This window comes from Variovorax sp. LjRoot290, assembly GCF_964253985.1.
Classification (GTDB): Bacteria; Pseudomonadota; Gammaproteobacteria; order Burkholderiales; family Burkholderiaceae_C; genus Variovorax.
In genome coordinates, this window is record NZ_CAXURW020000003.1 from 347,430 (window position 1) to 367,539 (window position 20,110).

Sequence of the window (20,110 nt, forward strand, 5' to 3'; positions counted from 1 at the left end):
GCAGAAGCTGATACAGCTCGTGCGATCAGTGGTCCGCGGCGACACCAGCTCCGCCAGTCAAAGCGTCGTAGGGAGCGCCATCGCGGCCGATGGTGGCGCCATTCTCTCGCCTAAGCTCATGACATCGTCCTGACCGGAGCCGCCTGGCCCAGGGACATCGCACTCGTGAGGGCAGTCTCGTCCCGGCCAGAGCAAGGCTGCGTCAGAATGCAGGATCGGCAGCAGACACTGCACCGGACCAATTCAACCGTAGAGCGATCGTGTGACTCGCCTGAAATCAATCTTGGCGTCGGCTCTATTGCTTGTATGCGGAGCAGCGAACGCGCAGGCGTGCTTCACGACTTCCGTAATGTCACCAAGCCCGTTGATGGGCAATCACGGCGAGGTCTTTCGCACGGCGCAGGGTGCCCTCTTCGAGGTCGTGGGATCCTACGAATACCTCTATGCCTATTACCCCAGCGTCACCATCTGCCCTGGGCAGGGAAAAATGTTGATCCAAGGCAAAACCGTCGGCGTAGTGGCCATGCAGCCAGCGCCTCGCAGATCCGCACCTTTCGAAGGAATGAAGAACGGCGACAGGGCGCGGGAGAGCCGGCAAGCAACAAGGGCCCCGATCACCGTCGCGCTGCGCGCTCGGAGCTGTGACTATTTCGTGGCGGACGGTCCACAGGGCTACTACCTTCTCGAATGGTATGGAGGTCACGATCCGAGTCAGGGCGACGGCATCTACGGCGATCTTTCGGGATACGGCATGAAAGACGTGCTGTACGACAACGGTCGAGACGGCAGGCTGTACATCGACGACTACCTGCTCAGCAAGGACAGCGTCGTGGAGAAGCTTCGCGAGAAGTGCCGCTGACGAACCGAGAACTCAAGTCCGTGTTGCCCAGAGCATGTGGCAGCGGCTCAGCGGCTTACAGCGACGGGATGCCCGGAGCTCACCGCTCGCAGAAATGCCTGGGCGTCCGCCCCTTCGGCACCGCTGGCAGCGATTTGCGAACGGAGCTCGCCGAGCGCGACGTCCGAAGAGACTTCATGCGCCTCGGCGAGCGGCTTCATCGCCCCACCCGGGCCCTGTCCGAAGCGCTGTCCGAAGTAGACGCCACCGCTCGTGCGCCCCAGTGCGAACCAGGTTGCCGGCTCTCCAGCAACCGCTTTCGTTGAGAGCAGAACGGACGTAGCGCCCTCGAGCAGCTCGCGAGAGCCATCCTTCATGACGAGCGGAGTCCTCGACGCTTTGAACGCCTTGACAAGCTTCCCCGCTGCGACCGCCTGCTCGACCTTGGCCCGCTCCGCGGCAATCTCCGCGCCGCGCTTGTTCGCCATATAGACGAACAGGCCGACGGCAACGACGAGAAGTAGCGCCCCTGCGCCCGCCCAGAGGGCCGTACGCGAGGAGGAGTCCGCCGCCTTGGGCCCTTTCGGCTGGGACGGGTTCGATCTCACAGGTTTCTTGCCTGATGCCTGGGTTTTCGTCATGTACTTCCCTCCTCGATTCCAATGATTGTCGATCGCGTCCGCAGGACCGATCTAAGCGCCAGGCACACGTTGCGCCTTGCGAAGCAGGTGCTCGAGCTGCGCGGCCGGAGCTTGGAACGCTTCGCTGGCAGTGTCGCTGGCGGCTGCCTGGCGCAGGCATCGAACGGTTGAGCCTTCGTTTTCTGGCTGGCGAAGGAGCTCGCACTTGATGGACAGCCAGGCGAGCAAAGCTCGGTCGTCCTGGGGCATCTCCATGACGTTCGGCCAGAGAACGCTCAAGCGCCTGATCGTCGCGTGAGCGGCCGAGCCGCCTGCCCACCGCCCTACCCCAACGGATGCGCCGGCGGCTCGGCCGCTCACGCGACGCCCACCGCGATCTTCTTCCCAAGTGTCCAGGTTTTCATCGCCCAATTGTCCCGCCTCGCCGCTATGCCGCGGCGGCGCAGAGAGGTACGGCCGCAGCCAGGAACGCAAGCTTGCGGTTACGAGGCAACCTCTTGATCGCGTACTCGGCCCGGGAGGCCTCAGAACGATCTGCGAAGGGCTTCGCGCCCAGGATTCGCAGCGGTGGATTCGCACGCGTGAACTTGGCGCCCTTTCCGGCCAGGTGAGCTGCGAAACGCTCAGCGAGCCGATTTGTGATGCCCGCATACATGACTCCACCCTTGCATTCGAGCAGATACAGACACCAGGTGTAGGAACTCATCGAACTTTTCAGTCAATCATTCAAGTTTTCAGTCAAATTGCAGTAGCCGGGCTCCGGATCATCATCTTTTCAGTTGCCTGCCGCAGGTGGTCACGAGTGTCTCAGTTGCAGCGGGAGCACTCCTGAGGCGCGCGCCGACCGATGACTCATGTCGGCCAGAACCGGACGGTCGGAGCTCGCGCCCAATCTGGCGGAAAGCGGAACTTCGTCACGTCGCACGCGGCTTTCAGCGCTCTGATAGCTCGACCGGCCCGGGCGGCAGCTAGATTCAGTCGATAGCAACCAACACCCCACCTCGTGGAAATCGAAGCATGGCGGACAAGCTAGACAAATACAACGACGCTCTCACGGCACTTCTGCATGAGGCGATTCGCTGTTCGCCCGAGTCGTGGACCCGGGGCGTGCTTACGATTGAGTGCGATGGTCATCGCATCAACTACGGCCTCAAAAACGACAAGTCGAACGAAAGGGCGAACATCTCTCAAGGCTTAGCGCAGCTCTGCGAGCAGTACTGGGCGGTCTTTCAGGAGCACGGCGACGCTTGGTTGGAATCGACTGTCGAGTTCTATCAGGAAGGGGGAACGTGGAAGTTCAATGCGAACTACAAGCGGCCTGAGAAGGCCCCTCAGGTCTCAAAGCCGTCCTGGAAGTTTTGGCAGTAGGGCGTACAGCGCTTGCCGGCCATCACCAGACCTTCATCACGCGCTATGAATCCGCCTTGGGTTGAATTTCCCGATATTCCGATGGGTAGCGCCGGTTGGCGCATGGGCCACGGCGAGCCGTATATGCAACGCTGGCTTGCCTTCTATCGAGCACTTCCCTCAGGCGAACGTAGCGTCTATCAGACTTCGTGGCCCGCACCGCGGAGCTGGGCTGGGTTTTTTACCTATGTCGACGATGGAACTCTTCCTCCGTCGGCGGCCGAGCGCCTTGCTCGGCTTGAGGAGCCGCAGCTACCGCCGTCGCCTGACGAGAGATGCATCCTTGACTACTACCGAGTGCAGTGGCTGATTCGTCATCACCTGCGACAGGTTGACCCATCTCGTATTTCCGACCGACATCCTTCGCCTTACCTCGGGCAGCGAGACGGTGAGCACCTGATGGGCTACTACGAGGGACATGACGGTTCTTGGTGGCGCGTGAGCAACCCGAATCGCGGCGGCTTGGTGATGCTTCGCATCGACGCGGAGCTTTTACGAGATTGGAACGAGCGGCTGCTCTAGAGAAATCTGGAGGTCGGCTTAGGGCCCGGCTGTACGGATTTCTCCATAGCGGACCGACAGGGTTGTGCGGTGCGTCAGGGGCGCCCGAGAACAATTGCGCCGAGCAATAGCAACAACATCAGCCACAAAAGTGCCTTTGTCCGAATGGATGCAAGGCGATATACACCGGCGAGCGACTCGCCGACAGACGGGGCGGTAAGGCGGGAGAGACTGCGAGCTAGACCGTATGCGGAGCCCTTCAAGTCTTCGAACTCCTGGTATCTCAACTTGTCGTCGGGCTTCCAGACATGGTTGTCGCCTTGCCATTCGCCCGTGCGGATTGAGCATTCGTTGAAGGAACCGGAGGTTCCATACCCCGACAAGAAATCGTCGAAGCCCTGCCAGTCGGAGTTCCGGACCTTGGAAGCGGCGCCGGCAATACGCGTGCGCCAAAAGGTTTCTCCCTCCGCATCAAGAAGAGAAACGAGCCGGTCAACTTGGGACAGGAACTCTGCGACTTCGGTCTCGGGAGGTTGTTTCATAGACGTAGAGTGCTTGGTCGTGGCGAGGCCCCGATGACCGCATCTGGCCGACTGTAGCCGCGAGGAGGTCATGCGCCGAAGTTAGCCGCGGGTCGTCGTCAAATTCTTGGCCGTTTTCGACGGATCGATGACCTCGATGACAGGCGTCCCCGGCGTGGCCGGCCGGGCTGCTCCTGGTTCGCGCTGCGGTGCTCATCCCTACGAGAAGTTCCATAGCCCAGGGTGCAAAATCTCCCTGTCCACGCCATCAAGGAGAGCCTCGCATGCCTACGCAGCCGGACATCCGCTACGTCAGCAGTCTCGACGGCACACGGCTCGCAATGGCGACGTGGGGCAGCGGGCCGGTGACGGTCTGCGTCTCGATGCACTTGGGCGACTGGATGGACGCGCCGACCGTCGGCACCGAGCATTGGATCCGCCTGTTCGCACAGCACGGCCGTTTCGTTCGCTACGACGTGCGTGGGTGCGGCCTGTCGGCGCGCGAACCCGAGCGATTGAGCTTCGATGCCTGCATCGAGGACCTCGAAGCTGTGGTCGCTGCGCAGCCCTCTGCACCGGTGTCACTGTGTGCACTGACGCACGGTGCGCCGCTGGCGATCGCCTATGCGGCACGTCACCCGGAGCGCGTCAGCCGGCTGTTCGTCTACGGCGGCTACCTCCACGGCCGTCTGCGGCGCAATGAAGATGCCGCGCACCTCAAGGAAACACAGGCCGTGCTCGACGCGATCGAGGTCGTCTTCGGCGAACGGGTGCCCTATAGCACGGCTTTCCTTCGCGCTATGACCTCGCGCATCTATCCCCATGCCACAGCGCAGCAGATGGACCTGGTGGACGCCTCGGTCATCGATCGCATCGCCCGCGCAGCCGCGACGGCCTACACGCGCATGAGCTTCGACGCCGACGTCGAACAGCCCGCGCACGACCTTCGCTGTCCGGTGTTGGTGATGCACGCACGCAACGATCTCGTCGTGCCTTTCGAGCAGGGCAGCCGACTCGCCGCCGTAGCGCCGCAGGCGCGCTTCGTTCCCTTCGAAAGTGATCATCATCTACCGCTCGAAACCGACGCCAACTGGCCTGCGGTCGCGGCCGAACTCAGCGCGTTCTTCGGCTGGGGCGGAACGGAGGGCGTACACCCGGGCTCGCCGCTGCGCACCGCGCCGACCGCGACGCTGACGGCGCGCCAGATCGAGGTGCTGCGTCTGGTCAGCCATGGCCACACCGACAAGCAGGTCGCCAAGGCGCTCGGCCTGAGTCCGCGCACGGTCGAGATGCATGCCGCGCACGCAATGCAGTCGCTTGGATGCCGCTCGCGCGCTGAAGCCGTGCGGCAGGCCCTGCAGCGCGGCATGCTGGAATGAGCCGGGTCTGCAAGGACCCTACCGTAGTTCTACGGGGGGGCCTGCGATCCCGGGCCCGTAGTGGACCGTCTTTCGCGACGAGCGCGCGTCGGTGAGACTGGCGGCGTCTTCAACGGATGGAGCAGCCGACATGAGCATCGCCCTCGACGCCTGGTTTTTCTTCGATCGCACCATGCATCGCCCATCGCGGGCGTCCGGGCGCGTCGCGTCCGCACAGCCGCCGACTACCCGGGCGCTCGCGCGACACGCCACCTGGACTATCGACGATCCGCGACCCTTCCGGGTCGAATGCCTCGTCGGCATCGTGTGGATCACGCAGGACGGCGATCCCCGCGACGTGATCCTCGTGGCCGGCGAGACGTACCGGCCCGACCGCGTTGCGCGCATGCTCGTGCATGCACTGGATGAGGCGCAGGTGCGCTTGGCGCGCGGGGGATGAGGCGTCGGCGCGTCGATTTCGAGCGCACGGCCCAGTCCGGCCCAACACGGCGGATGCTCGATATTGAGGAGCATCCCATGTCGCAAGCTCAGCGACAGACTTGCTTGCAGCAGATCTCGAATGTCCGTTAGTGGCCGACTGTAGCCGGTCGGGGCCCAAAACAGTCAAGGGCGGCGGATCAGCGGCCATTCGCGATCTTCCCGACCCACTTCAGTCGCCCTCACCCGGCATAGCGAGAATCAGCTCCTCGTCAATTGCCGTTGCCCTCTGCCCGTCACGCTCGCACAATGCCCTGTTGAAGGATTTTCGATTGGGTTGAAATGGCATCTCGACCAAACGTGGTGATCATCGGAGGCGGAATTGGCGGCTTGTTCGCCGCCAATGCGCTGATCGGACAGGGGCTGCGCGTTTCTGTTTATGAACAGGCGTCCGCACTGGGTGAGATCGGCGCTGGTGTGTTTGTGACACCCAATGCGGTGCGTCACTTGGAGCGTGTGGGTCTCGGGCCCGCCGTCGAAAGATGGGGCGCGCGAGTCGGTCCCGGTTCCTACTACTTTCGCCGCGACGGTACGCCGATCGCCCCGGTGCAGGTGTCGGATGCCTCCGGCTGGAACGCGACCTTTGGCATGCACCGCGCCGACTTTGTCGATTTCCTCGCTGCCAACCTGCCCGCCGGGATCGTCCATACCAGCCATCGTGCTATTGCCTTCGAGCAGACCGACGACGTAGCCCGCGTCGAATTTGCCAACGGCGCCATCGCCGAGGCCGACGTTGTGGTTGCCGCCGACGGAATACATTCCGAACTGCGTTCCTACGTCTTTCCGCCCTCGAAGCCCGTCTTTCACGGCACCATTTCTTATCGAGGTCTGGTCTCGCGCGAGCGCCTGCCGAACTGGCCGATGGACCGCTGGCAAATGTGGGCCGGTCCGTCCAGGCATTTCCTGGTCTTCCCTGTTCGTCACGGAACGATGGTCAACTATGTCGGGTTCGTGCCAACCGATGAGGAAATGAAGGAATCGTGGTCCGCGCCCGGCGATCCAGCGGTGCTGCGCCGCGAGTTCGAAGGCTGGGACCCGCGCATCGCCAATGTCCTTCAGCAGGTCGACAAGACATTTCGCTGGGCACTCTACGACCGCGAGCCGTTACCGACCTGGACCAAGGGCCGGTTGACGCTGCTCGGCGACGCGGCACATCCGATGCTTCCGCATCTGGGTCAGGGGGCCAACCAGGCAATCGAGGACGGCATGGCGCTCGCCACGATCCTGGCCCAGGTGGACACATCGGGAGTACCGGCGTCGCTGCTTGCCTACGAGCGATTGCGTCGCAAGCGCGTGGCGGAGATTCAGCTTGGTGCCCGACAGAATGGACTGCGTCTCGACTCGACCGACATCGATCTCAGTGCCCGTGACGCGGCGCTCGCCGCGCACGCCGAATTCCGCAAGCGCCTCTATGCCTACGACGTGGTGGCGGATGCGCGCGCCGCCGCGGCCGCGCTGCTGCAATAGATTTCTTTCGGCGCCTGCGGGATGCGATGCTGATCTGCCGATGACGGCCGTCACCACCAAGACATAGAGTTGCACTGCCACCCAGCCCAAGGCCACAACGCCCGCTATCGCCAGCAGTACGGCCATGCCACGGATGGCGCCCTGCGGCGCTTTACGCGGACCCCGATGCCGTAGTCGGTGAGAACTCTGCATGGTGTTGCCCCTTTTCCTTTCGCCTGGTCAATATAGGCTGTTCAGCGCCGATCGCCAGCCCGCAAAAATCTCCCATCAGGCCTTGGCCGCCCCCTCGACCGGTTGCCGAGCCAATCCCACGAATGCAATCATGCAGAAGGCCGCCCCGCCTACGCCTTGAGTCCCATCGACCTGATCCCGGACTTCATCCCCATCCTCGGCTATGTGGACGATGCGCTGTTGCTGCCCGCGTTGATCTGGGTGGCGATCCGCATGCTGCCCCCGGACGTTGTCGAGGATTGCCGCGCACAAGCGGCGGCGTGGATGAGCCGGGACAACGGCAAACCGCGCAGCGTATGGGGCGCCGTGCTCATCGTCGCGATCTGGATCGGCTTCGCAGTGGCCCTTTGGCAGTGGCTGCGGTAACGCGCAAAATGCGGCGGCGATGAACATCGAGCGCATCAGAACATGGGCCTTCCGCTCGGCACGCAATCTCATTGCGCTGTGGCCGGCAGGATTTCACCGGGAGACGCCGCGATCGGCCAAGGCCATCGCGCTTGTCGTTGTCCTCTATGCAGCGCTGCCGGTCGACCTGACACCGGAGTTGCTGCCGCTGCCGAGCTATCTGGACGACCTGGTCATGTTGGCTGGATTGTCCTGGGCGGCGATCCACCTGGTTCCTGCAAACGTCTGGGATGCAAGTTGCGTCCAAGGGGATCATTGGCTGAGACACGCGATCGCGTGGGTCCAAGTCAGAAACGACGATGTGATTCTGTGCATCGTTCTCGCAGCGCTCGCCCTGTGGTTAAGGTTCTGGTTCGGAGGGTGACGCGACGCCGCAGGGCGGCCGCGGTGGGCACGCCAGAGGGATCATTCGACCAGGACGTTGATTTCGCTCGACGGTCTTGCTGGCGACGCATGGCACATGAGCTCGCATGTCCTGGCGCTTGGGCTCTCCACGATCAATGCGGTCGCTTCGGCAACGCCTCCGAGTGCGCAGCTCACCAGACCAGCAGGACGACCCGACCGGTCCGTTCCCTCAGGTGCGCCGAGCCCTGTTGAGCGCGAACATCCTGAGCCAGCCGCCGCAGCGGCGTCGTGAAGTCGTGTTGCGTTGCGGCGAGCGTGATCAAGCCGGCAGGGTGCCGCAGGCGCTCGGTGGTCGCCATGCCGATCCACAACGGGCGCGGCGGACCTGCCCCGTCGCTCTCGACGACATAGGGCGACGGCCACAGGCGCAGCACGATGCGTTCGTCGGCGTTCAGCGCTTTCATGAACGTCATCCCTTGCGCTTCGCCATGGTCGAGCTTTGGCAGCACGGCGAGCTGTTCGATGGGCGTGTTCGGCAACAACCACAGCAGCGCCGTCTTCGCGTCCCAGGGCGGTGGGACATGCCAGCCCGCCCGCTTCAGAACGCCCCCAACGTCCTCCGCCGGGCCTGCCCATTGAACCGAAAACGGCTCTTCGGCGTCGCCCCCGAGGTCGGTTCGGGCAGAGGCAAGACCACGCCATCCCTCCGCTCGCCAGTCGGCGACAGGTACCGTGTCGCTTCGTGGGCGGTAGGCGTACTGCGCCAGATCGGCGCGGTGATATTCGCCGACAACCCAACCACCGACGAGCGCCAAGGTCATCCCGACCACCATCGACAGCGGCAAGGCAGACACCTTCTCATGTCGCACGTGGTTGAGGTAGGCGATGCCCAGCAACGCCACCCAGGCGAGGCCCAGACTCAAGCTGGCCAGCACGTCCGAGAACCAGTGAGCGCCCAGGTACAACCGTGAGAACGCGACCAGCGCAATCACCATCGCGGCCGACAGCGTGATGGCGATCTTCGTTCCGACCGGTTTGGCACGCGCCAGCAGGAAGGCCAGGAAGCCATAGACCACGATGTTCATCGCGGCATGGCCGCTTGGAAACGAAAAGGGATCGATCCCGCTGTAGATCTCGGTCGGTCGCGCGCGCCCGAGAGTGAACTTCAGCGTCCAGACGAGCAGCTGGGCAAAACCGGCGGCCGCCAGCCAATACCCCAGTGTGCGCCAGCAGCGCTTTGCTGCCAGCCACAACGAGACAGCGGCGATGACGGAAATCACGACGGGGGCACTGCCCAGTTCGGTGACGGCCACCATGACGCTGTCGCCCCAGGCCGTGCGAAGCGCCTGCAGCATCGCGTAGACGGTGCGGTCGACCTGCACCAGCGGGTCGTTGGACAGCACGTCCTCCAGCACGCCGAAGAACAGCCAGGCACTGCCGATCAGCATCAACGCGGTGACCAGCAGCACCTTGGACTCGGCTCGGGCGGGATCGAACAGGGACAGCACGATGCGGGCGGGCAGGTTCGATCTTGTGCTGGCCCAGGCCACGGCGCGATCTCGCCAGCCTTCGATGCGCGGCCGTGCCTGGTGATGCAGGAGGGCGACGACCCAAGCAACGAGCCACAGGGCGCCGGCGACGAGGAGCACCAGGACGGCGAGCCGTGAACTCACGGCGCCGGCCAGTTGAAGCGAGGCGCCAAAGAGGAAACCGGGAGCGAGGTGAGCCGCCGCCCATACCAACGCCGACAGGACGTTGAACACGTAGAACTGCGGGGCCGGCAGGCCCGACATGCCGGCGATGATGGGCACGATGGCTCGCAGCGGGCCGAGAAAGCGTGCGAGAAAAACGCTCTTGCCGCCATTCTTCGCAAAGTACGCTTGCCCTCGATCGAGAAGGGCGGGATAGGCCTTCATCGGCCACAGCGCGCGAATCTGATCGCGATGGCGCCGGCCGAGCCAGTAGCTGATGCTGTCGCCAGCGACCGCACCGCTCACTGCCGCAGTTGCCGTCCACGCCGGGTCGAGTGCCTGGAGGCCGACGAGCATGCCGCCGACGAAGACGATCGAACTGCCCGGAACAACCGTACCGATCAAGGCCAGCGCCTCGAGCAAGGCCGCCGCGAACACCGCAGCGAGCGCCAATTGCGGGTGCTCGGAGAAATAGCCGATCAGCGCTTGAAGATGTGATTCCACCAGCGCTCCATTGTCGGCGCCCGGACCGTTTACGGGTGATCGAACGTCGTGATTGGACTTGGCCGTCATTGCGGCAGTAGCTTGGCGTCGATCACAAAACTATCAAATTGAGTACCAGGTTCAGCTTGCGTTCATAAGCGAAACCGAACATCGCGCCATGCTGACTTTGAAGCCTTGGGTTCATGTTTCCACCATCTGCTCCCACGCCACCTCGGTTTTGACGTGAATCGCCGCCGTCCGGGGTGCTTGGGTGAAGCGTCGAGCGGCCCTCGCGGGGTGCTATCCGTGACCTTATGCAGCTTGCGTGCGCACCGAATGCGGGAGGCCGCATGAGGGCAGTGAATCTCGCCCTGTTCCAGTGGATCGCCGCGGGCTATGACCCCAATCCCTGGCTACTGCCTCTCGCCTCCGCCATCGCGCTCGGCGGGGCCTGGGTGACCGTGGGCCTGATGGGGTGGGCGGTATGGCAGCGTCCTTCAGAGCGCGTCTATGTAATAGCCGCTTTGGTGGTTTCCGCGGCAACCGCCTCCATTGCGCATGCCATCGCGGGGTTGCTCGACCTGCCACGCCCTTTCATGTTGGGCCTGAGCCCTGTCTACATCGCACACGGTGCTCGCGGATCGCTGCCAAGTGCGCACGCAGCCGTGATGTTCACTGTCGCACTGATCTTTCTGCTGCGCCCTCGACTTCGGGTCTTGGGATTTGCGATGGTCGCTGCAGCCGCCATCACCGGATGGGCGCGGGTGTACGTCGGCGTCCATTTTCCCTTGGACATCGCTGCGGGTCTGTTGGTCGCCGTGGCGGTCGGTACGGCCTTCTCCGTCGTTCAGTGGCTGGGTCGCCGCTCCATCGCCCGGTTCATCGCGCGCGATGACTGCCGTGAAGGCCCGCTGGCCTCGGAGGTCGAAACGGCCGGCCCCTCGCGTGGAGATTCGCCATGAACAATTCATTCAATTGGCCTTAGGTCCGAGCATCTGCGCGCACTTATGAAGCGCACCCGCTTGACCGCGCCCAGAGGCTATGCTCGTGACGGCAATCAAGTAACCTGGGCGCGACCTGCGGGGATGGCGAGCAGGCCTTCCCCGCAACATTGCCTCCGCGCCTGGACCGGCGGGCACTTCACCGAGCCGAATGAGCAGAACACGCAGCAATCGCCGGGCTGCGGTCGCAGCAGGGTCTTGCAGTTCTCGCATTCATAGAAAAACTGGCAGGCGTCGACGGGCATGTCCTCGCGTTTCGCGTGGCCGCAGTGCGGGCATGTCAGCACCGAGTCGAGAACCAAGGCGCTGCGCGAGTTCTGTCCTCCCGTCATGGGCGCGCCTGCCCGGTCCCACAGCCATCTGTGCTGCAGTGCTTGTTCGCGGGCGACAAAAGATCCCACAGCGAGACGCCGACCATGAAGGCCAGCCCCGTGTACAGCAGCCTGGCGGTCCACCACTGGCCGAAGAACAGCAGCATGGCCGCGAGCACCATCGCCGGGCCGATCATGCCCAGCAGGCTGCGATGCCACTGACGATGGCTGAACCAGCCGACGGCGTTGGCGACCAGCGCGACGGCCGCGAACAGTGGAAGCAGGGTGCTGAGAAACAGGCCCTCGTACGCGCTGAAGATGCCAAGGCCTGCGGCGGCGCCGAGGCTCGCCAGGGCCGGAAAGCAGGCCGGGCACGAGGCCGCCGAGACAACGCTGCCCAGAGCGCCGGCCTTGTCGGCCGCACGCATGATCCATTCCATTGATCGACTCCTTGTCTCTTCGATGAGCCCACAATACTCCCGTACTCAAGTACGGAGTCAAGCGGTATGGAACAGGAGCTTGACACCCTGAGCATCGGCGCCTTCGCTGAGAGCGCCGGCGTCAATGTGGAGACCATCCGGTTCTACCAGCGCAAGGGACTGCTGCCGGTACCAGAGAAGCCATGCGGCAGCATCCGGCGCTACGGCAAGGCCGATGTGGCGCGGGTCCGATTCGTCAAGTCTGCCCAGCGCCTGGGCTTCAGCCTCGACGAGATCGCCGGATTGCTCACCCTGGACGATGGCGCGCATTGCGACGAGGCGCGCCAACTCGCGGAGCAAAAACTCGCCGATGTACGTGCCAAGCTGGCGGACCTGCATCGCATCGAGTCGGTCCTGGCCACCTTGATTGACGACTGCTGCGCGAGCCGTGCCAGGGTGTCCTGCCCGTTGATCGCCGCGCTGCAGGAATAGCCATAGCGGGCAACGATCGGCTACGCTGCGGCCCCCTGCGGACCTCGATTCCTGGGCGCCACGCCCGATCGAACCGGTCCTCGCGGCGCGCCGCGGCAGACCGGTATCGCAGGCACCTCGGCGCGATGCCTGGCCGAATGGCCGGCCTACTTCACGGACTTGACGACGTAGGTCTTGCCTTCCTTGGCAAATTCGAACTCAACGTCCTTGCTGTCGGCGAACTTATCCAACAGTGCGAACAACTCCCACAAGGTACCCATGGATTTGACTCGGTGCGTCTTGACTTTCCCATGGTGGCGAGGCTCAGACTTTGTTCGGCGAAGCTGCCGCGCTGGAAAGGAGGTCGACCATGTTGATGCATAACAGCGCACCGCGGCGCGAACGGGCCGCAAGCTGGTCAGGGGGACACCGCCACCGAGCGCCGGCACCAACCAACGCGAAGCGGTTCAACATCGGTCAGGCGGCCGCACGCTCCGGCGTGACGGCCAAGATGATCCGCTACTACGAGTCCATGGGCCTGCTGCCCCCGGTGGCCCGCACCGAGGCGGGCTACCGGCTGTACGGGGACAACGAGGTTCATACGCTGCACTTCATCAGCCGGGCCCGGAATCTCGGTTTCGCCATGAATGAGATTGCCGAGTTGCTGAAGCTCTGGCAGAACCATCGCCGAGCGAATACCGATGTCAGACGCATCGCTCTGGCCCACATCGCCGAGCTCGAGTGCCGGGTGGATCAGTTGAAGTCGATGAAGCGTGCGCTCGAGGCCTTGGCCGCATCCTGTCATGGCATCGAGCGGCCAGCGTGTCCGATCCTCGATGAACGCGCCGAATGAGCGAGCGTCGGTGGATGTGGGCGCGCCGCGGAGGTGGTGGTGGTGGTGGTGGTGGTGGAGATCGTCGCTGTCGCCGTCGCTTTTGGGCTTATTCGCCGGTGGCGCTTCCATTCCGCGGATTGACGCAGTGCAACATCGTTGCAGGCTGGGAACTGCTCCCCTTGCCGTTGCTCAAATGATCGTCATGACCACCCTGCCCTCCTGGCGCTCGATCTGTCGGCTGTTGATCGGTGTGCTGATGCTCACGCAGCTGGCGATCGCCGCCCATGCCTGCGTCGGTTTGTCGCGCATGGACATGCCTGCGCGGGACCGGAACGCCGATGCCGCCGTCGCGATGGCCGGCAGTGGCATGGTCGGCGGCATGAGTACGCCGGACCTCGGCGCCGCTGCAGATCAGGGCGACGGCATGGACCCCAAGCTGTCGAATCTTTGCGTCGCGCACTGCCAATACGGACCACAGAGTGCAGACCACGCCCAAGTGCTTGCCATGCCTGCGGTTCTGGCAACCTATCTCTACACGCTCCCACCGCTCGGTGAGGTTGCCGTGAACGCAGGACTTCCCCCTGGGCTGTGGCGTGCACCTGCCGCGGCGGAGCCGCCGCACGCCATCTTGCACTGCTGCTGGCGCATTTGACCCGCATCTGACGCGTGTGCTGGCGACCTGACCGGTCGTCGGCACGCGCGTCCGTACGATGCTCGGGCCGGCGAGGGTCGATTGGCCCATCCGAATTTCCGCCACTTCTTGCTGTCGATCAGACAGCCGAAAACAGCGAGGAAATCATGAATTTCAAGTATGTCGTGGCAATCGTCCCGCCCGAGGCGATGAAGTCGCTGAGCGCGAAGCTCAGGAGCATTGGCGTCGAAGGGATCACGCTGACGAAGGTAAAGGGTTTCGGCGAGTACAAGAATTTCTTTACCGATGACCTGCTCAGCGAGCACATCAAGATCGAGATCTTCACGGAGGACTCGAAGGTGGAGTCGCTGCTCGGCACCTTTTTGGAAGTTGGCAAGGCCGATATTCCCGGCGCAGGCATCGTGGCGGTGATGCCGGTGGACAGGTTCCTCCACCTTCGCACCGGGACCGAGGTCTTGCCAGTCCGGTCTGCTCCAAAGGCCCTCTAACCGGCGAACACAAAGAGGCTCAATCCCTCACTGCGACGCCCCATCTCAAAGGATTCAATCATGAACTGCGATTTCAAGACGATGATCAAGATCGCTGTCGGCTTGGGCGCTGCGCTCGCGGTGGCTTACTTCGCGGTACCCGCGGCCCACGCATTCATTCTGGCCAGTGCACCGCTCTTGCTCGCACTTGTCTGTCCCATTGCGATGATCCTCATGATGAAGGGCATGAACGGCAGCAAGAACGATGAGAGGTCCAAGCTCGACGAAAGCAAGATGAATTCCGGGGTCGGCGATGCCGACCCGGACAGGGCTTAGCGAGCGCGTCGGAGTGCGCGTTCGCGCCCACCCTGGAGGCCCCAGATGCCACAGACGGCAAACCCCAGCGACCCTGCACGTCGCCGGTGGGTCACGGCCTGCTCCGCGGCCGGCAGCGTTGGCATTGTCGCGACAAGCGTGCCCTTCGTCGCTTCGATGGCCCCCAGCGAGCGCGCGCGCGCGTTCGGCGCGCCCGTGGAGGTGGACGTCAGAACCGTCAAGCCGGGCGAGCTAAGGACCGTGGAGTGGCGCGGCAGGCCGGTGTGGGTGCTGCGCCGCAACGCGGACATGCTCGCAGCCTTGCGCAGCCACGACGGCCTCTTGAGCGACCCGCGTTCGACCCGGCAGGGGCAGCAACCGGACTATGCACGCAATGACCTGCGTTCGGTGAAGCCCGACATCGCCGTGCTGGTGGCGATCTGCACCCACCTGGGTTGCGTCCCGACCTTCAGACCGGAACCAGGCGCGCCCGACATCGGCGCGGCATGGCCCGGCGGCTTCTTTTGCCCCTGCCACGGATCGAAGTTCGATCTCGCAGGCCGCGTCTTCAAGAACGTGCCCGCGCCCAGCAATCTCGAAGTGCCGCCGCATCACTACACCGGCGACTCGAGCCTGCGCATCGGCGAGGGCCCGGTGGCCTGATCGAGGAGGTGCCAGATGATGCTTGCCAGCTTCGGCCGCGTTGTTCTTCTGGGAGTCGTCGGGGGCTTCTCATGGGTCGCTCCGTCGCATGGCGCCGGAGACGTCGAGCGCGGCGCTCGGGCGTCGCGTGCCTGCATGGCCTGCCACTCATTCGCGCCAGGGCGCCACTTGACTGGCCCGAGCCTCGCCGGCGTGTGGGGCAGCAGGGCCGGCACCGTCTCCGGATTCGGCCGCTATTCGGAAGAGCTGAAGCGCTCTGAGATCGTCTGGACCGAGAAGACCCTGGATGCGTGGCTGCGGAACCCGGCCGCATTGATTCCGAACAACACGATGCTCTTCGCCGGCATCCCGGACCGCGGCACGCGCGACGATCTGCTGGCCTATCTGCAGGCCGTGTCCGAAGGCCGGGTGCCAGCGCCGGACCGAGGGCTGCCGAACCTCAAGCGCGTCGACGCGTCCCGCGAGGTTGCCGCGATCCGCTACTGCGGCGATGCCTACCGCGTCGTCACCGGCGACGGCAAGAGCCGCATCTGGTGGGAATTCAACCTGCGCTTCAAGACGGACGGCAGCCCCGACGGCCCGTCGGCCGGCAAGCCAGTCATCGTCGCCAGCGGCATGCAGGGAGACCGGGCCGCGGTCGTCTTCTCGCGCCCCGAGGAGATCTCGGCGTTCATTCGCAGGGAGTGCCCATGATGATCCGAAAGCGATGGTTCGTGCTCGCCGCGCTGGCGGCCGCCCTCGGTGCCTTCCCAGCGCTGCGCTTGACGCGGGATGCACGGCCCGCCGATCCCGACCTCGTGCTTCACGCGCACCCGAGGGAGGTGGCGAACCTGCGCTTCTCGGACGGCGCGGGAAGGCCGACGAGCCTGGCCGCCTTCCGCGGCAGCTTCGTGCTGCTCAATGTGTGGGCCACCTGGTGCCCGCCGTGCGTGGAAGAAATGCCGACCCTGGATCGCCTGCAGGCCACGCTGGGCGGGCCGGGCTTCGAAGTCGTCGCACTCTCGGTCGATCGCGGCGGTCTGCCGGTCGTGCGGGCCTTCTTCGATCGCACGGGCATCAAGCACCTGCAGCCGTACATGGACACGTTCGGCGACACGTTGTCGAATCTCGCCGTGGCCGGTGTGCCGCTGACGCTTTTCATCGATCGGGAGGGGCGCGAAATAGGCCGCAAATCCGGTCCGGCCGCGTGGGACGACCCGCGGATGGTCGAGCTGATACGCGGCCGCATGGCGGCTGATTCAGCGCCATCGCAACCAGCGCGAGGGTAGGCCATGGTCCTGAGAGCATTTCTCATTGTCGTGCTCGCGTTACTTGTTGCTGCCTGTGGCGAGCGCGCGAGCGGCCCGACATCGCCGTTCAAGTCGACCGACATTTCGAAGGTCGAATGGGGACAGGACTTTCACCTGACCGACCACAACGGCCAGCCGAGGAGCGTCGCCGACTTCAGGGGAAAGGTGGTGCTGCTGTTCTTCGGCTTCACGCACTGCCCGGACGTGTGCCCGACGACGATGGCCGACATGGCACGCGTGGTCGACAAGCTCGGCCCCGACGGCCAGCGCGTGCAAGGCCTGTTCGTTACCGTGGATCCCGCGCGGGACACGCAGCAGGTGCTGGCGAGCTACGTGACCGTCTTCCACCCGAGCTTTCTTGGCCTTTACGGCGACGCGGGCGCGACCGCGTCGCTGGCCCAGGAGTTCAAGTTCTTCCACGACGCGCAGGCCGCGGACGCCCAGGGCCACTACGCGGTCACGCACGGAAGCGCCATCTATGTCTACGACCCCCACGGCCGCTTGCGCCTGCTGATGGGCGCCGAGAGGACCGTCGACACCATGGCGGCCGACGTCGCGCGGCTGCTGCGGGGGTGACGAACGCGATGGACAGCACCTGTGGTTCGGCACGTATTCCGGCAAGGCGACGTTGGCGCGGATCGCCTTGAAGGCCGGCTCCAAACCGGAAGAGCTGCCGATCCCGGCCCTGACCGAGGACGCGGTGGCGTACATCGCGCAGAACCCCGTGCGGCGCAGCGAAATCGCGATGGCCACCTTCAAGCGAAGCGTGTTTCTCAGCAAGGACCAGGGCCGCACCTGGTCGCAGCTTGCGCAGAACGGAGTGACCCATGAATGACTCCAAGAATGGTATGGCGATGAAGATCGTGGTGAACGTGCTTGCCGTCATCGGCGGCATCGCGGTGTTGAGCGTCATCGGCATGGCGCTGATGCATACCGGAATGATGGGTGGTCTGGTCTGCTGAGGGGCCAGAGTCCCCGCCGCCACGCTACATCGGAGAGCCACCGTGAACCCTCAACGGCGCCGCATCCTGATCCGTGCCGCGACTTCTGCGGCTGCGGCCGCGCTCGGCCTGCCTGGCGTGAGGGCCGGAACCGGCAGCGAGCGCGACATCGATGTCCACATCGAACTGCACGCGGTGCCGGACCAGGTTGCCGTTCGTCCGGGCGCCAAGACGCGCGTGTGGCGCTACCGCGGCAGGCTGCTGCGCGGCGAGACGAACGCGCTCGACGCGTCGGCAGACTCCTTCCCGGGGCCGATCATCCGCGTCCGCCGTGGCCAGCGCGTACGCATCGATCTCATCAACGGGTTGCCGGAGTCCACCATCATTCATTGGCACGGGCTGCATGTTCCGCAGGACATGGACGGCCATCCGCGCCACGCGATCGCGCCGGGCGCGCGCTATGTCTACGAGTTCACCGTAGTCAATCGCGCCGGCAGCTACTGGTTTCATCCTCACCCGCATGGCAGGACGGGCAAGCAGGTCTACGCCGGGCTGGTGGGACTGTTCCTGGTGAGCGACGAGGAGGAGGCTGCGCTCGACCTGCCCACAGGTCCGCACGAGCTTGCGCTGGTCCTCCAGGATCGAAACTTCGACAACGACAACCAGTTCGTCTATCTCGAGGCAGACGGCGGCGGTGCGGGCACGCAGGGCCACGGGATGATGGGCGGCGGGATGGGCTCGATGATGGCCCGCATGATGGGCGTGCTCGGCGACGAGGTCCTCGTCAACGGCAGGCCGCAAGCGAGCCTCGAGGTCGATCGGCGGGCGTATCGCCTGCGGCTGCTCAATGCCTCGAACGCACGCATGTACAAGCTGGCGTGGAGCGACGGCTCGCCGCTGACTGTGATCGCCACCGATGGCGGCTTATTGGCTGCGCCCGTGCAACGCGACTACGTCATGCTCGCGCCCGCCGAGCGGGTCGACCTGTGGGTGGACTTCGGCCGCCGGCAGGTCGGCACCGAGCTCGCGCTGCGAAGCCTGGCTTTCGAAGGCGGCATGGACATGGGCGGCATGATGGGAGGCGCCGCTGCGTTGCCCGATGGCGCGCCGTTCTCGGTGCTCCGGCTGAGGGTGCGGGACGGCGCGGCCATGGGCGCCACGCTGCCGCGGCGCCTCTCGACGCTGCCGGCGCCGCAGCCGCGAATGGCCGTCAACGCAGCGCGCCCCAAGGTGTTCGAGCTCACGATGGGCATGATGGTCTGGGGCATCAATGGCGAAGGCTTCGACATGCTCGGCGCGAGCCCGCTCGAGACTGTCAAGCTGGGAACGCACGAGGTCTGGGAGTTCCGCAACGAGGGCCAGGCGGGCATGATGGGCATGGCGATGCCGCACTCGATGCACGTGCACGGGTTGCAGTTCCGCGTGATCGGGCGCTCGGTCTCGAGCCGATTCGCACGCAGTCACGACACCGTCAAGGCCGGCCTTGTCGACGAAGGCTGGAAGGACACGGTGCTCGTGATGCCGGGCGAGCGCGTTCGCATCCTGCTCGGCTTTGCGGACTATGCGGGGCTGTTCCTCTACCACTGTCACATGCTGGAGCACGAGGACACCGGCATGATGCGCAACTACCTCGTGAAGGCGTAGACCATGATGGAGCGCCTGCTGATGATCATCGCGGCGGCGACCGTGGTCACGGCAGCGCGCGCCGACGACACCGCAGCGCGCGCAACTTTGCAGCGCGCATTTCCGCGAAGCCCTATCCAGGGCATTTCGAAGACGCCGATCCCCGGCGTGCTCGAAGCTGCGATCGAGGGCCAGGTCTTCTACATCACGGAGGACGGCCGGTACATTCTTGGCGGCCCGCTGCTCGACGTCAGAGCCGACCGCAACCTCACCGAAGTCCGGCTCGAACAGATCAATGCGATTCCCTTCGACAGCCTCCCGCTCGAGTGGGCGATCAAGCGGGTCAAGGGCAGTGGCGCGCGCAGGATCGCCATCTTCGAGGATCCCGACTGTCCATACTGCAAGGTGCTGGAGCAGACGCTAGCGAGTATGGACAACATGACGGTGTATGTCTTCCTGTATCCCATCGAGCAGATCCATCCGGACGCGACCGCGAGGTCCAGGGCGGTCTGGTGCGCCAGAGACCGGGTCAAGGCATGGGACGAGGTCATGCGCACCGGCATCGCGCCCGCCGCCGCGGACTGCGACAACCCGATCGGGAAGATCGTCGAATTTGCGAAGCGGCACCGCATCACCGGCACACCGACGACGATTCTTGCGGACGGGCGCCGACTGGTCGGCGCTGTCCCTCGCACCGAGCTGGAAGCACAGCTGCAGCAGGCGGCGAAACGATGAGC

General features: G+C 64.6%; 27 protein-coding genes and 1 pseudogene. 22 read left to right on the forward strand and 6 right to left on the reverse strand.

Annotated elements, in window-relative coordinates:
- Nucleotides 1–262 precede the first annotated feature (262 nt).
- Nucleotides 263–859, forward strand: a complete 597-nt coding sequence (locus tag ACSQ9A_RS39180; RefSeq protein ID WP_436308069.1) for a hypothetical protein — start codon at nt 263–265, stop codon at nt 857–859.
- Between the two features lie 47 nt (nt 860–906).
- Here the strand turns inward: ACSQ9A_RS39180 and ACSQ9A_RS39185 are convergent, their stop codons facing one another.
- The gene (locus tag ACSQ9A_RS39185; RefSeq protein ID WP_436308070.1) at nt 907–1,479 is read right to left on the reverse strand and encodes a hypothetical protein; all 573 of its coding nucleotides are present in this window, start codon (nt 1,477–1,479) and stop codon (nt 907–909) included.
- A 427-nt stretch (nt 1,480–1,906) separates the two neighbouring features.
- The gene (locus ACSQ9A_RS39190; RefSeq protein WP_436308071.1) at nt 1,907–2,185 is read right to left on the reverse strand and encodes a GIY-YIG nuclease family protein; all 279 of its coding nucleotides are present in this window, start codon (nt 2,183–2,185) and stop codon (nt 1,907–1,909) included.
- Nucleotides 2,186–2,496: 311 nt separating this feature from the next.
- Between ACSQ9A_RS39190 and ACSQ9A_RS39195 the strand changes: the two genes are divergently transcribed.
- Together ACSQ9A_RS39195 and ACSQ9A_RS39200 are read left to right on the forward strand one after the other, a co-directional pair.
- Entirely contained in the window at nt 2,497–2,847 is a 351-nt protein-coding gene (locus ACSQ9A_RS39195) for a hypothetical protein (RefSeq protein ID WP_436308072.1), read from the forward strand.
- Between the two features lie 12 nt (nt 2,848–2,859).
- Nucleotides 2,860–3,408: a hypothetical protein gene (locus tag ACSQ9A_RS39200; RefSeq protein ID WP_436308073.1), complete on the forward strand. Its 549-nt coding sequence runs from the start codon at nt 2,860–2,862 to the stop codon at nt 3,406–3,408.
- Between the two features lie 74 nt (nt 3,409–3,482).
- Here ACSQ9A_RS39200 and ACSQ9A_RS39205 read toward each other — a convergent pair whose 3' ends face one another.
- Nucleotides 3,483–3,929, reverse strand: a complete 447-nt coding sequence (locus ACSQ9A_RS39205; RefSeq protein ID WP_436308074.1) for a DUF6966 domain-containing protein — start codon at nt 3,927–3,929, stop codon at nt 3,483–3,485.
- A 263-nt stretch (nt 3,930–4,192) separates the two neighbouring features.
- Between ACSQ9A_RS39205 and ACSQ9A_RS39210 the strand changes: the two genes are divergently transcribed.
- From ACSQ9A_RS39210 to ACSQ9A_RS39230, 5 genes and pseudogenes are all read left to right on the forward strand, one after another.
- Nucleotides 4,193–5,287, forward strand: coding sequence for an alpha/beta fold hydrolase (locus ACSQ9A_RS39210; protein WP_436297550.1), 1,095 nt, complete (start codon nt 4,193–4,195; stop codon nt 5,285–5,287).
- A gap of 130 nt (nt 5,288–5,417) precedes the next feature.
- Nucleotides 5,418–5,726 (forward strand): DUF2917 domain-containing protein, encoded by a 309-nt coding sequence (locus ACSQ9A_RS39215; protein WP_436297549.1) that lies wholly within the window; start codon nt 5,418–5,420, stop codon nt 5,724–5,726.
- A gap of 320 nt (nt 5,727–6,046) precedes the next feature.
- Nucleotides 6,047–7,231 (forward strand): FAD-dependent monooxygenase, encoded by a 1,185-nt coding sequence (locus ACSQ9A_RS39220; RefSeq protein ID WP_436308075.1) that lies wholly within the window; start codon nt 6,047–6,049, stop codon nt 7,229–7,231.
- Between the two features lie 339 nt (nt 7,232–7,570).
- Nucleotides 7,571–7,828: pseudogene (locus ACSQ9A_RS39225) on the forward strand (YkvA family protein); the annotation flags it as partial.
- 19 nt (nt 7,829–7,847) lie between these two features.
- On the forward strand, nt 7,848–8,231 hold the full coding sequence (locus ACSQ9A_RS39230; protein ID WP_436308076.1) for a YkvA family protein: 384 nt from the start codon (nt 7,848–7,850) through the stop codon (nt 8,229–8,231).
- A 172-nt stretch (nt 8,232–8,403) separates the two neighbouring features.
- Here the strand turns inward: ACSQ9A_RS39230 and ACSQ9A_RS39235 are convergent, their stop codons facing one another.
- Complete coding sequence (locus ACSQ9A_RS39235; RefSeq protein WP_436308077.1) at nt 8,404–10,476, reverse strand: VTT domain-containing protein; 2,073 nt, start codon at nt 10,474–10,476, stop codon at nt 8,404–8,406.
- 260 nt (nt 10,477–10,736) lie between these two features.
- On the opposite strand from ACSQ9A_RS39235, the gene ACSQ9A_RS39240 reads away from it, so the two are divergent.
- Entirely contained in the window at nt 10,737–11,348 is a 612-nt protein-coding gene (locus tag ACSQ9A_RS39240) for a phosphatase PAP2 family protein (RefSeq protein WP_436308078.1), read from the forward strand.
- A 95-nt stretch (nt 11,349–11,443) separates the two neighbouring features.
- Here the strand turns inward: ACSQ9A_RS39240 and ACSQ9A_RS39245 are convergent, their stop codons facing one another.
- Both ACSQ9A_RS39245 and merC read right to left on the reverse strand, forming a co-directional pair.
- Nucleotides 11,444–11,719, reverse strand: a complete 276-nt coding sequence (locus tag ACSQ9A_RS39245) for a GDCCVxC domain-containing (seleno)protein (RefSeq protein ID WP_436308079.1) — start codon at nt 11,717–11,719, stop codon at nt 11,444–11,446.
- A complete protein-coding gene (gene merC, locus ACSQ9A_RS39250) occupies nt 11,716–12,138 on the reverse strand; it encodes an organomercurial transporter MerC (protein WP_436308080.1) in 423 nt (140 codons plus the stop codon). Before merC ends, ACSQ9A_RS39245 begins: the two co-directional genes overlap by 4 nt.
- Before the next feature lie 66 nt (nt 12,139–12,204).
- Here merC and merR point away from each other — a divergent pair, with 66 nt between their 5' ends.
- The 13 genes from merR (at nt 12,205) to ACSQ9A_RS39315 (ending at nt 20,108) form a co-directional block, all read left to right on the forward strand.
- A complete protein-coding gene (gene merR, locus ACSQ9A_RS39255; RefSeq protein ID WP_436308081.1) occupies nt 12,205–12,609 on the forward strand; it encodes an Hg(II)-responsive transcriptional regulator in 405 nt (134 codons plus the stop codon).
- Nucleotides 12,610–13,099: 490 nt separating this feature from the next.
- Complete coding sequence (locus tag ACSQ9A_RS39260) at nt 13,100–13,441, forward strand: MerR family DNA-binding protein (protein ID WP_436308249.1); 342 nt, start codon at nt 13,100–13,102, stop codon at nt 13,439–13,441.
- 184 nt (nt 13,442–13,625) lie between these two features.
- Nucleotides 13,626–14,075 carry a hypothetical protein gene (locus tag ACSQ9A_RS39265; protein WP_436308082.1) on the forward strand — a complete coding sequence of 150 codons (450 nt, stop codon included), beginning with the start codon at nt 13,626–13,628 and terminating at the stop codon, nt 14,073–14,075.
- A gap of 146 nt (nt 14,076–14,221) precedes the next feature.
- Nucleotides 14,222–14,563 (forward strand): P-II family nitrogen regulator, encoded by a 342-nt coding sequence (locus ACSQ9A_RS39270; protein WP_436308083.1) that lies wholly within the window; start codon nt 14,222–14,224, stop codon nt 14,561–14,563.
- A 60-nt stretch (nt 14,564–14,623) separates the two neighbouring features.
- A complete protein-coding gene (locus tag ACSQ9A_RS39275; RefSeq protein ID WP_436308084.1) occupies nt 14,624–14,878 on the forward strand; it encodes a DUF2933 domain-containing protein in 255 nt (84 codons plus the stop codon).
- A gap of 45 nt (nt 14,879–14,923) precedes the next feature.
- A complete protein-coding gene (petA, locus tag ACSQ9A_RS39280; protein WP_436308085.1) occupies nt 14,924–15,520 on the forward strand; it encodes a ubiquinol-cytochrome c reductase iron-sulfur subunit in 597 nt (198 codons plus the stop codon).
- A gap of 15 nt (nt 15,521–15,535) precedes the next feature.
- The gene (locus tag ACSQ9A_RS39285) at nt 15,536–16,213 is read left to right on the forward strand and encodes a c-type cytochrome (protein ID WP_436308086.1); all 678 of its coding nucleotides are present in this window, start codon (nt 15,536–15,538) and stop codon (nt 16,211–16,213) included.
- Nucleotides 16,210–16,788: a TlpA disulfide reductase family protein gene (locus tag ACSQ9A_RS39290; protein ID WP_436308087.1), complete on the forward strand. Its 579-nt coding sequence runs from the start codon at nt 16,210–16,212 to the stop codon at nt 16,786–16,788. The genes ACSQ9A_RS39285 and ACSQ9A_RS39290 overlap by 4 nt, the downstream gene beginning before the upstream one ends.
- Before the next feature lie 3 nt (nt 16,789–16,791).
- A complete protein-coding gene (locus ACSQ9A_RS39295; protein WP_436308088.1) occupies nt 16,792–17,385 on the forward strand; it encodes an SCO family protein in 594 nt (197 codons plus the stop codon).
- Nucleotides 17,386–17,437: 52 nt separating this feature from the next.
- The gene (locus ACSQ9A_RS39300; protein ID WP_436308089.1) at nt 17,438–17,644 is read left to right on the forward strand and encodes a hypothetical protein; all 207 of its coding nucleotides are present in this window, start codon (nt 17,438–17,440) and stop codon (nt 17,642–17,644) included.
- On the forward strand, nt 17,637–17,771 hold the full coding sequence (locus ACSQ9A_RS39305) for a hypothetical protein (RefSeq protein ID WP_436308090.1): 135 nt from the start codon (nt 17,637–17,639) through the stop codon (nt 17,769–17,771). Before ACSQ9A_RS39300 ends, ACSQ9A_RS39305 begins: the two co-directional genes overlap by 8 nt.
- Nucleotides 17,772–17,813: 42 nt before the next feature.
- Nucleotides 17,814–19,394: a multicopper oxidase family protein gene (locus ACSQ9A_RS39310; RefSeq protein WP_436308091.1), complete on the forward strand. Its 1,581-nt coding sequence runs from the start codon at nt 17,814–17,816 to the stop codon at nt 19,392–19,394.
- A 3-nt stretch (nt 19,395–19,397) separates the two neighbouring features.
- Entirely contained in the window at nt 19,398–20,108 is a 711-nt protein-coding gene (locus ACSQ9A_RS39315; protein WP_436308092.1) for a DsbC family protein, read from the forward strand.
- Nucleotides 20,109–20,110 lie beyond the last annotated feature (2 nt).

Excerpts from the sequence above, each read along its gene's own strand:
- ACSQ9A_RS39210 (WP_436297550.1), top strand. The coding sequence starts at position 4,193 with ATGCCTACGCAGCCGGACATCCGCTACGTCAGCAGTCTCGACGGCACA.
- ACSQ9A_RS39275 (WP_436308084.1), top strand. The coding sequence starts at position 14,624 with ATGAACTGCGATTTCAAGACGATGATCAAGATCGCTGTCGGCTTGGGC.
- ACSQ9A_RS39270 (WP_436308083.1), top strand. The coding sequence starts at position 14,222 with ATGAATTTCAAGTATGTCGTGGCAATCGTCCCGCCCGAGGCGATGAAG.
- ACSQ9A_RS39245 (WP_436308079.1), bottom strand. The coding sequence starts at position 11,719 with ATGACGGGAGGACAGAACTCGCGCAGCGCCTTGGTTCTCGACTCGGTG.
- merR (WP_436308081.1), top strand. The coding sequence starts at position 12,205 with ATGGAACAGGAGCTTGACACCCTGAGCATCGGCGCCTTCGCTGAGAGC.
- ACSQ9A_RS39185 (WP_436308070.1), bottom strand. The coding sequence starts at position 1,479 with ATGACGAAAACCCAGGCATCAGGCAAGAAACCTGTGAGATCGAACCCG.
- ACSQ9A_RS39220 (WP_436308075.1), top strand. The coding sequence starts at position 6,047 with ATGGCATCTCGACCAAACGTGGTGATCATCGGAGGCGGAATTGGCGGC.
- merC (WP_436308080.1), bottom strand. The coding sequence starts at position 12,138 with ATGGAATGGATCATGCGTGCGGCCGACAAGGCCGGCGCTCTGGGCAGC.
- ACSQ9A_RS39265 (WP_436308082.1), top strand. The coding sequence starts at position 13,626 with ATGACCACCCTGCCCTCCTGGCGCTCGATCTGTCGGCTGTTGATCGGT.
- petA (WP_436308085.1), top strand. The coding sequence starts at position 14,924 with ATGCCACAGACGGCAAACCCCAGCGACCCTGCACGTCGCCGGTGGGTC.
- ACSQ9A_RS39235 (WP_436308077.1), bottom strand. The coding sequence starts at position 10,476 with ATGACGGCCAAGTCCAATCACGACGTTCGATCACCCGTAAACGGTCCG.
- ACSQ9A_RS39315 (WP_436308092.1), top strand. The coding sequence starts at position 19,398 with ATGATGGAGCGCCTGCTGATGATCATCGCGGCGGCGACCGTGGTCACG.
- ACSQ9A_RS39295 (WP_436308088.1), top strand. The coding sequence starts at position 16,792 with ATGGTCCTGAGAGCATTTCTCATTGTCGTGCTCGCGTTACTTGTTGCT.
- ACSQ9A_RS39240 (WP_436308078.1), top strand. The coding sequence starts at position 10,737 with ATGAGGGCAGTGAATCTCGCCCTGTTCCAGTGGATCGCCGCGGGCTAT.
- ACSQ9A_RS39305 (WP_436308090.1), top strand. The coding sequence starts at position 17,637 with ATGAATGACTCCAAGAATGGTATGGCGATGAAGATCGTGGTGAACGTG.
- ACSQ9A_RS39285 (WP_436308086.1), top strand. The coding sequence starts at position 15,536 with ATGATGCTTGCCAGCTTCGGCCGCGTTGTTCTTCTGGGAGTCGTCGGG.
- ACSQ9A_RS39205 (WP_436308074.1), bottom strand. The coding sequence starts at position 3,929 with ATGAAACAACCTCCCGAGACCGAAGTCGCAGAGTTCCTGTCCCAAGTT.
- ACSQ9A_RS39290 (WP_436308087.1), top strand. The coding sequence starts at position 16,210 with ATGATGATCCGAAAGCGATGGTTCGTGCTCGCCGCGCTGGCGGCCGCC.
- ACSQ9A_RS39215 (WP_436297549.1), top strand. The coding sequence starts at position 5,418 with ATGAGCATCGCCCTCGACGCCTGGTTTTTCTTCGATCGCACCATGCAT.
- ACSQ9A_RS39260 (WP_436308249.1), top strand. The coding sequence starts at position 13,100 with ATGATCCGCTACTACGAGTCCATGGGCCTGCTGCCCCCGGTGGCCCGC.
- ACSQ9A_RS39190 (WP_436308071.1), bottom strand. The coding sequence starts at position 2,185 with ATGAGTTCCTACACCTGGTGTCTGTATCTGCTCGAATGCAAGGGTGGA.
- ACSQ9A_RS39230 (WP_436308076.1), top strand. The coding sequence starts at position 7,848 with ATGAACATCGAGCGCATCAGAACATGGGCCTTCCGCTCGGCACGCAAT.
- ACSQ9A_RS39195 (WP_436308072.1), top strand. The coding sequence starts at position 2,497 with ATGGCGGACAAGCTAGACAAATACAACGACGCTCTCACGGCACTTCTG.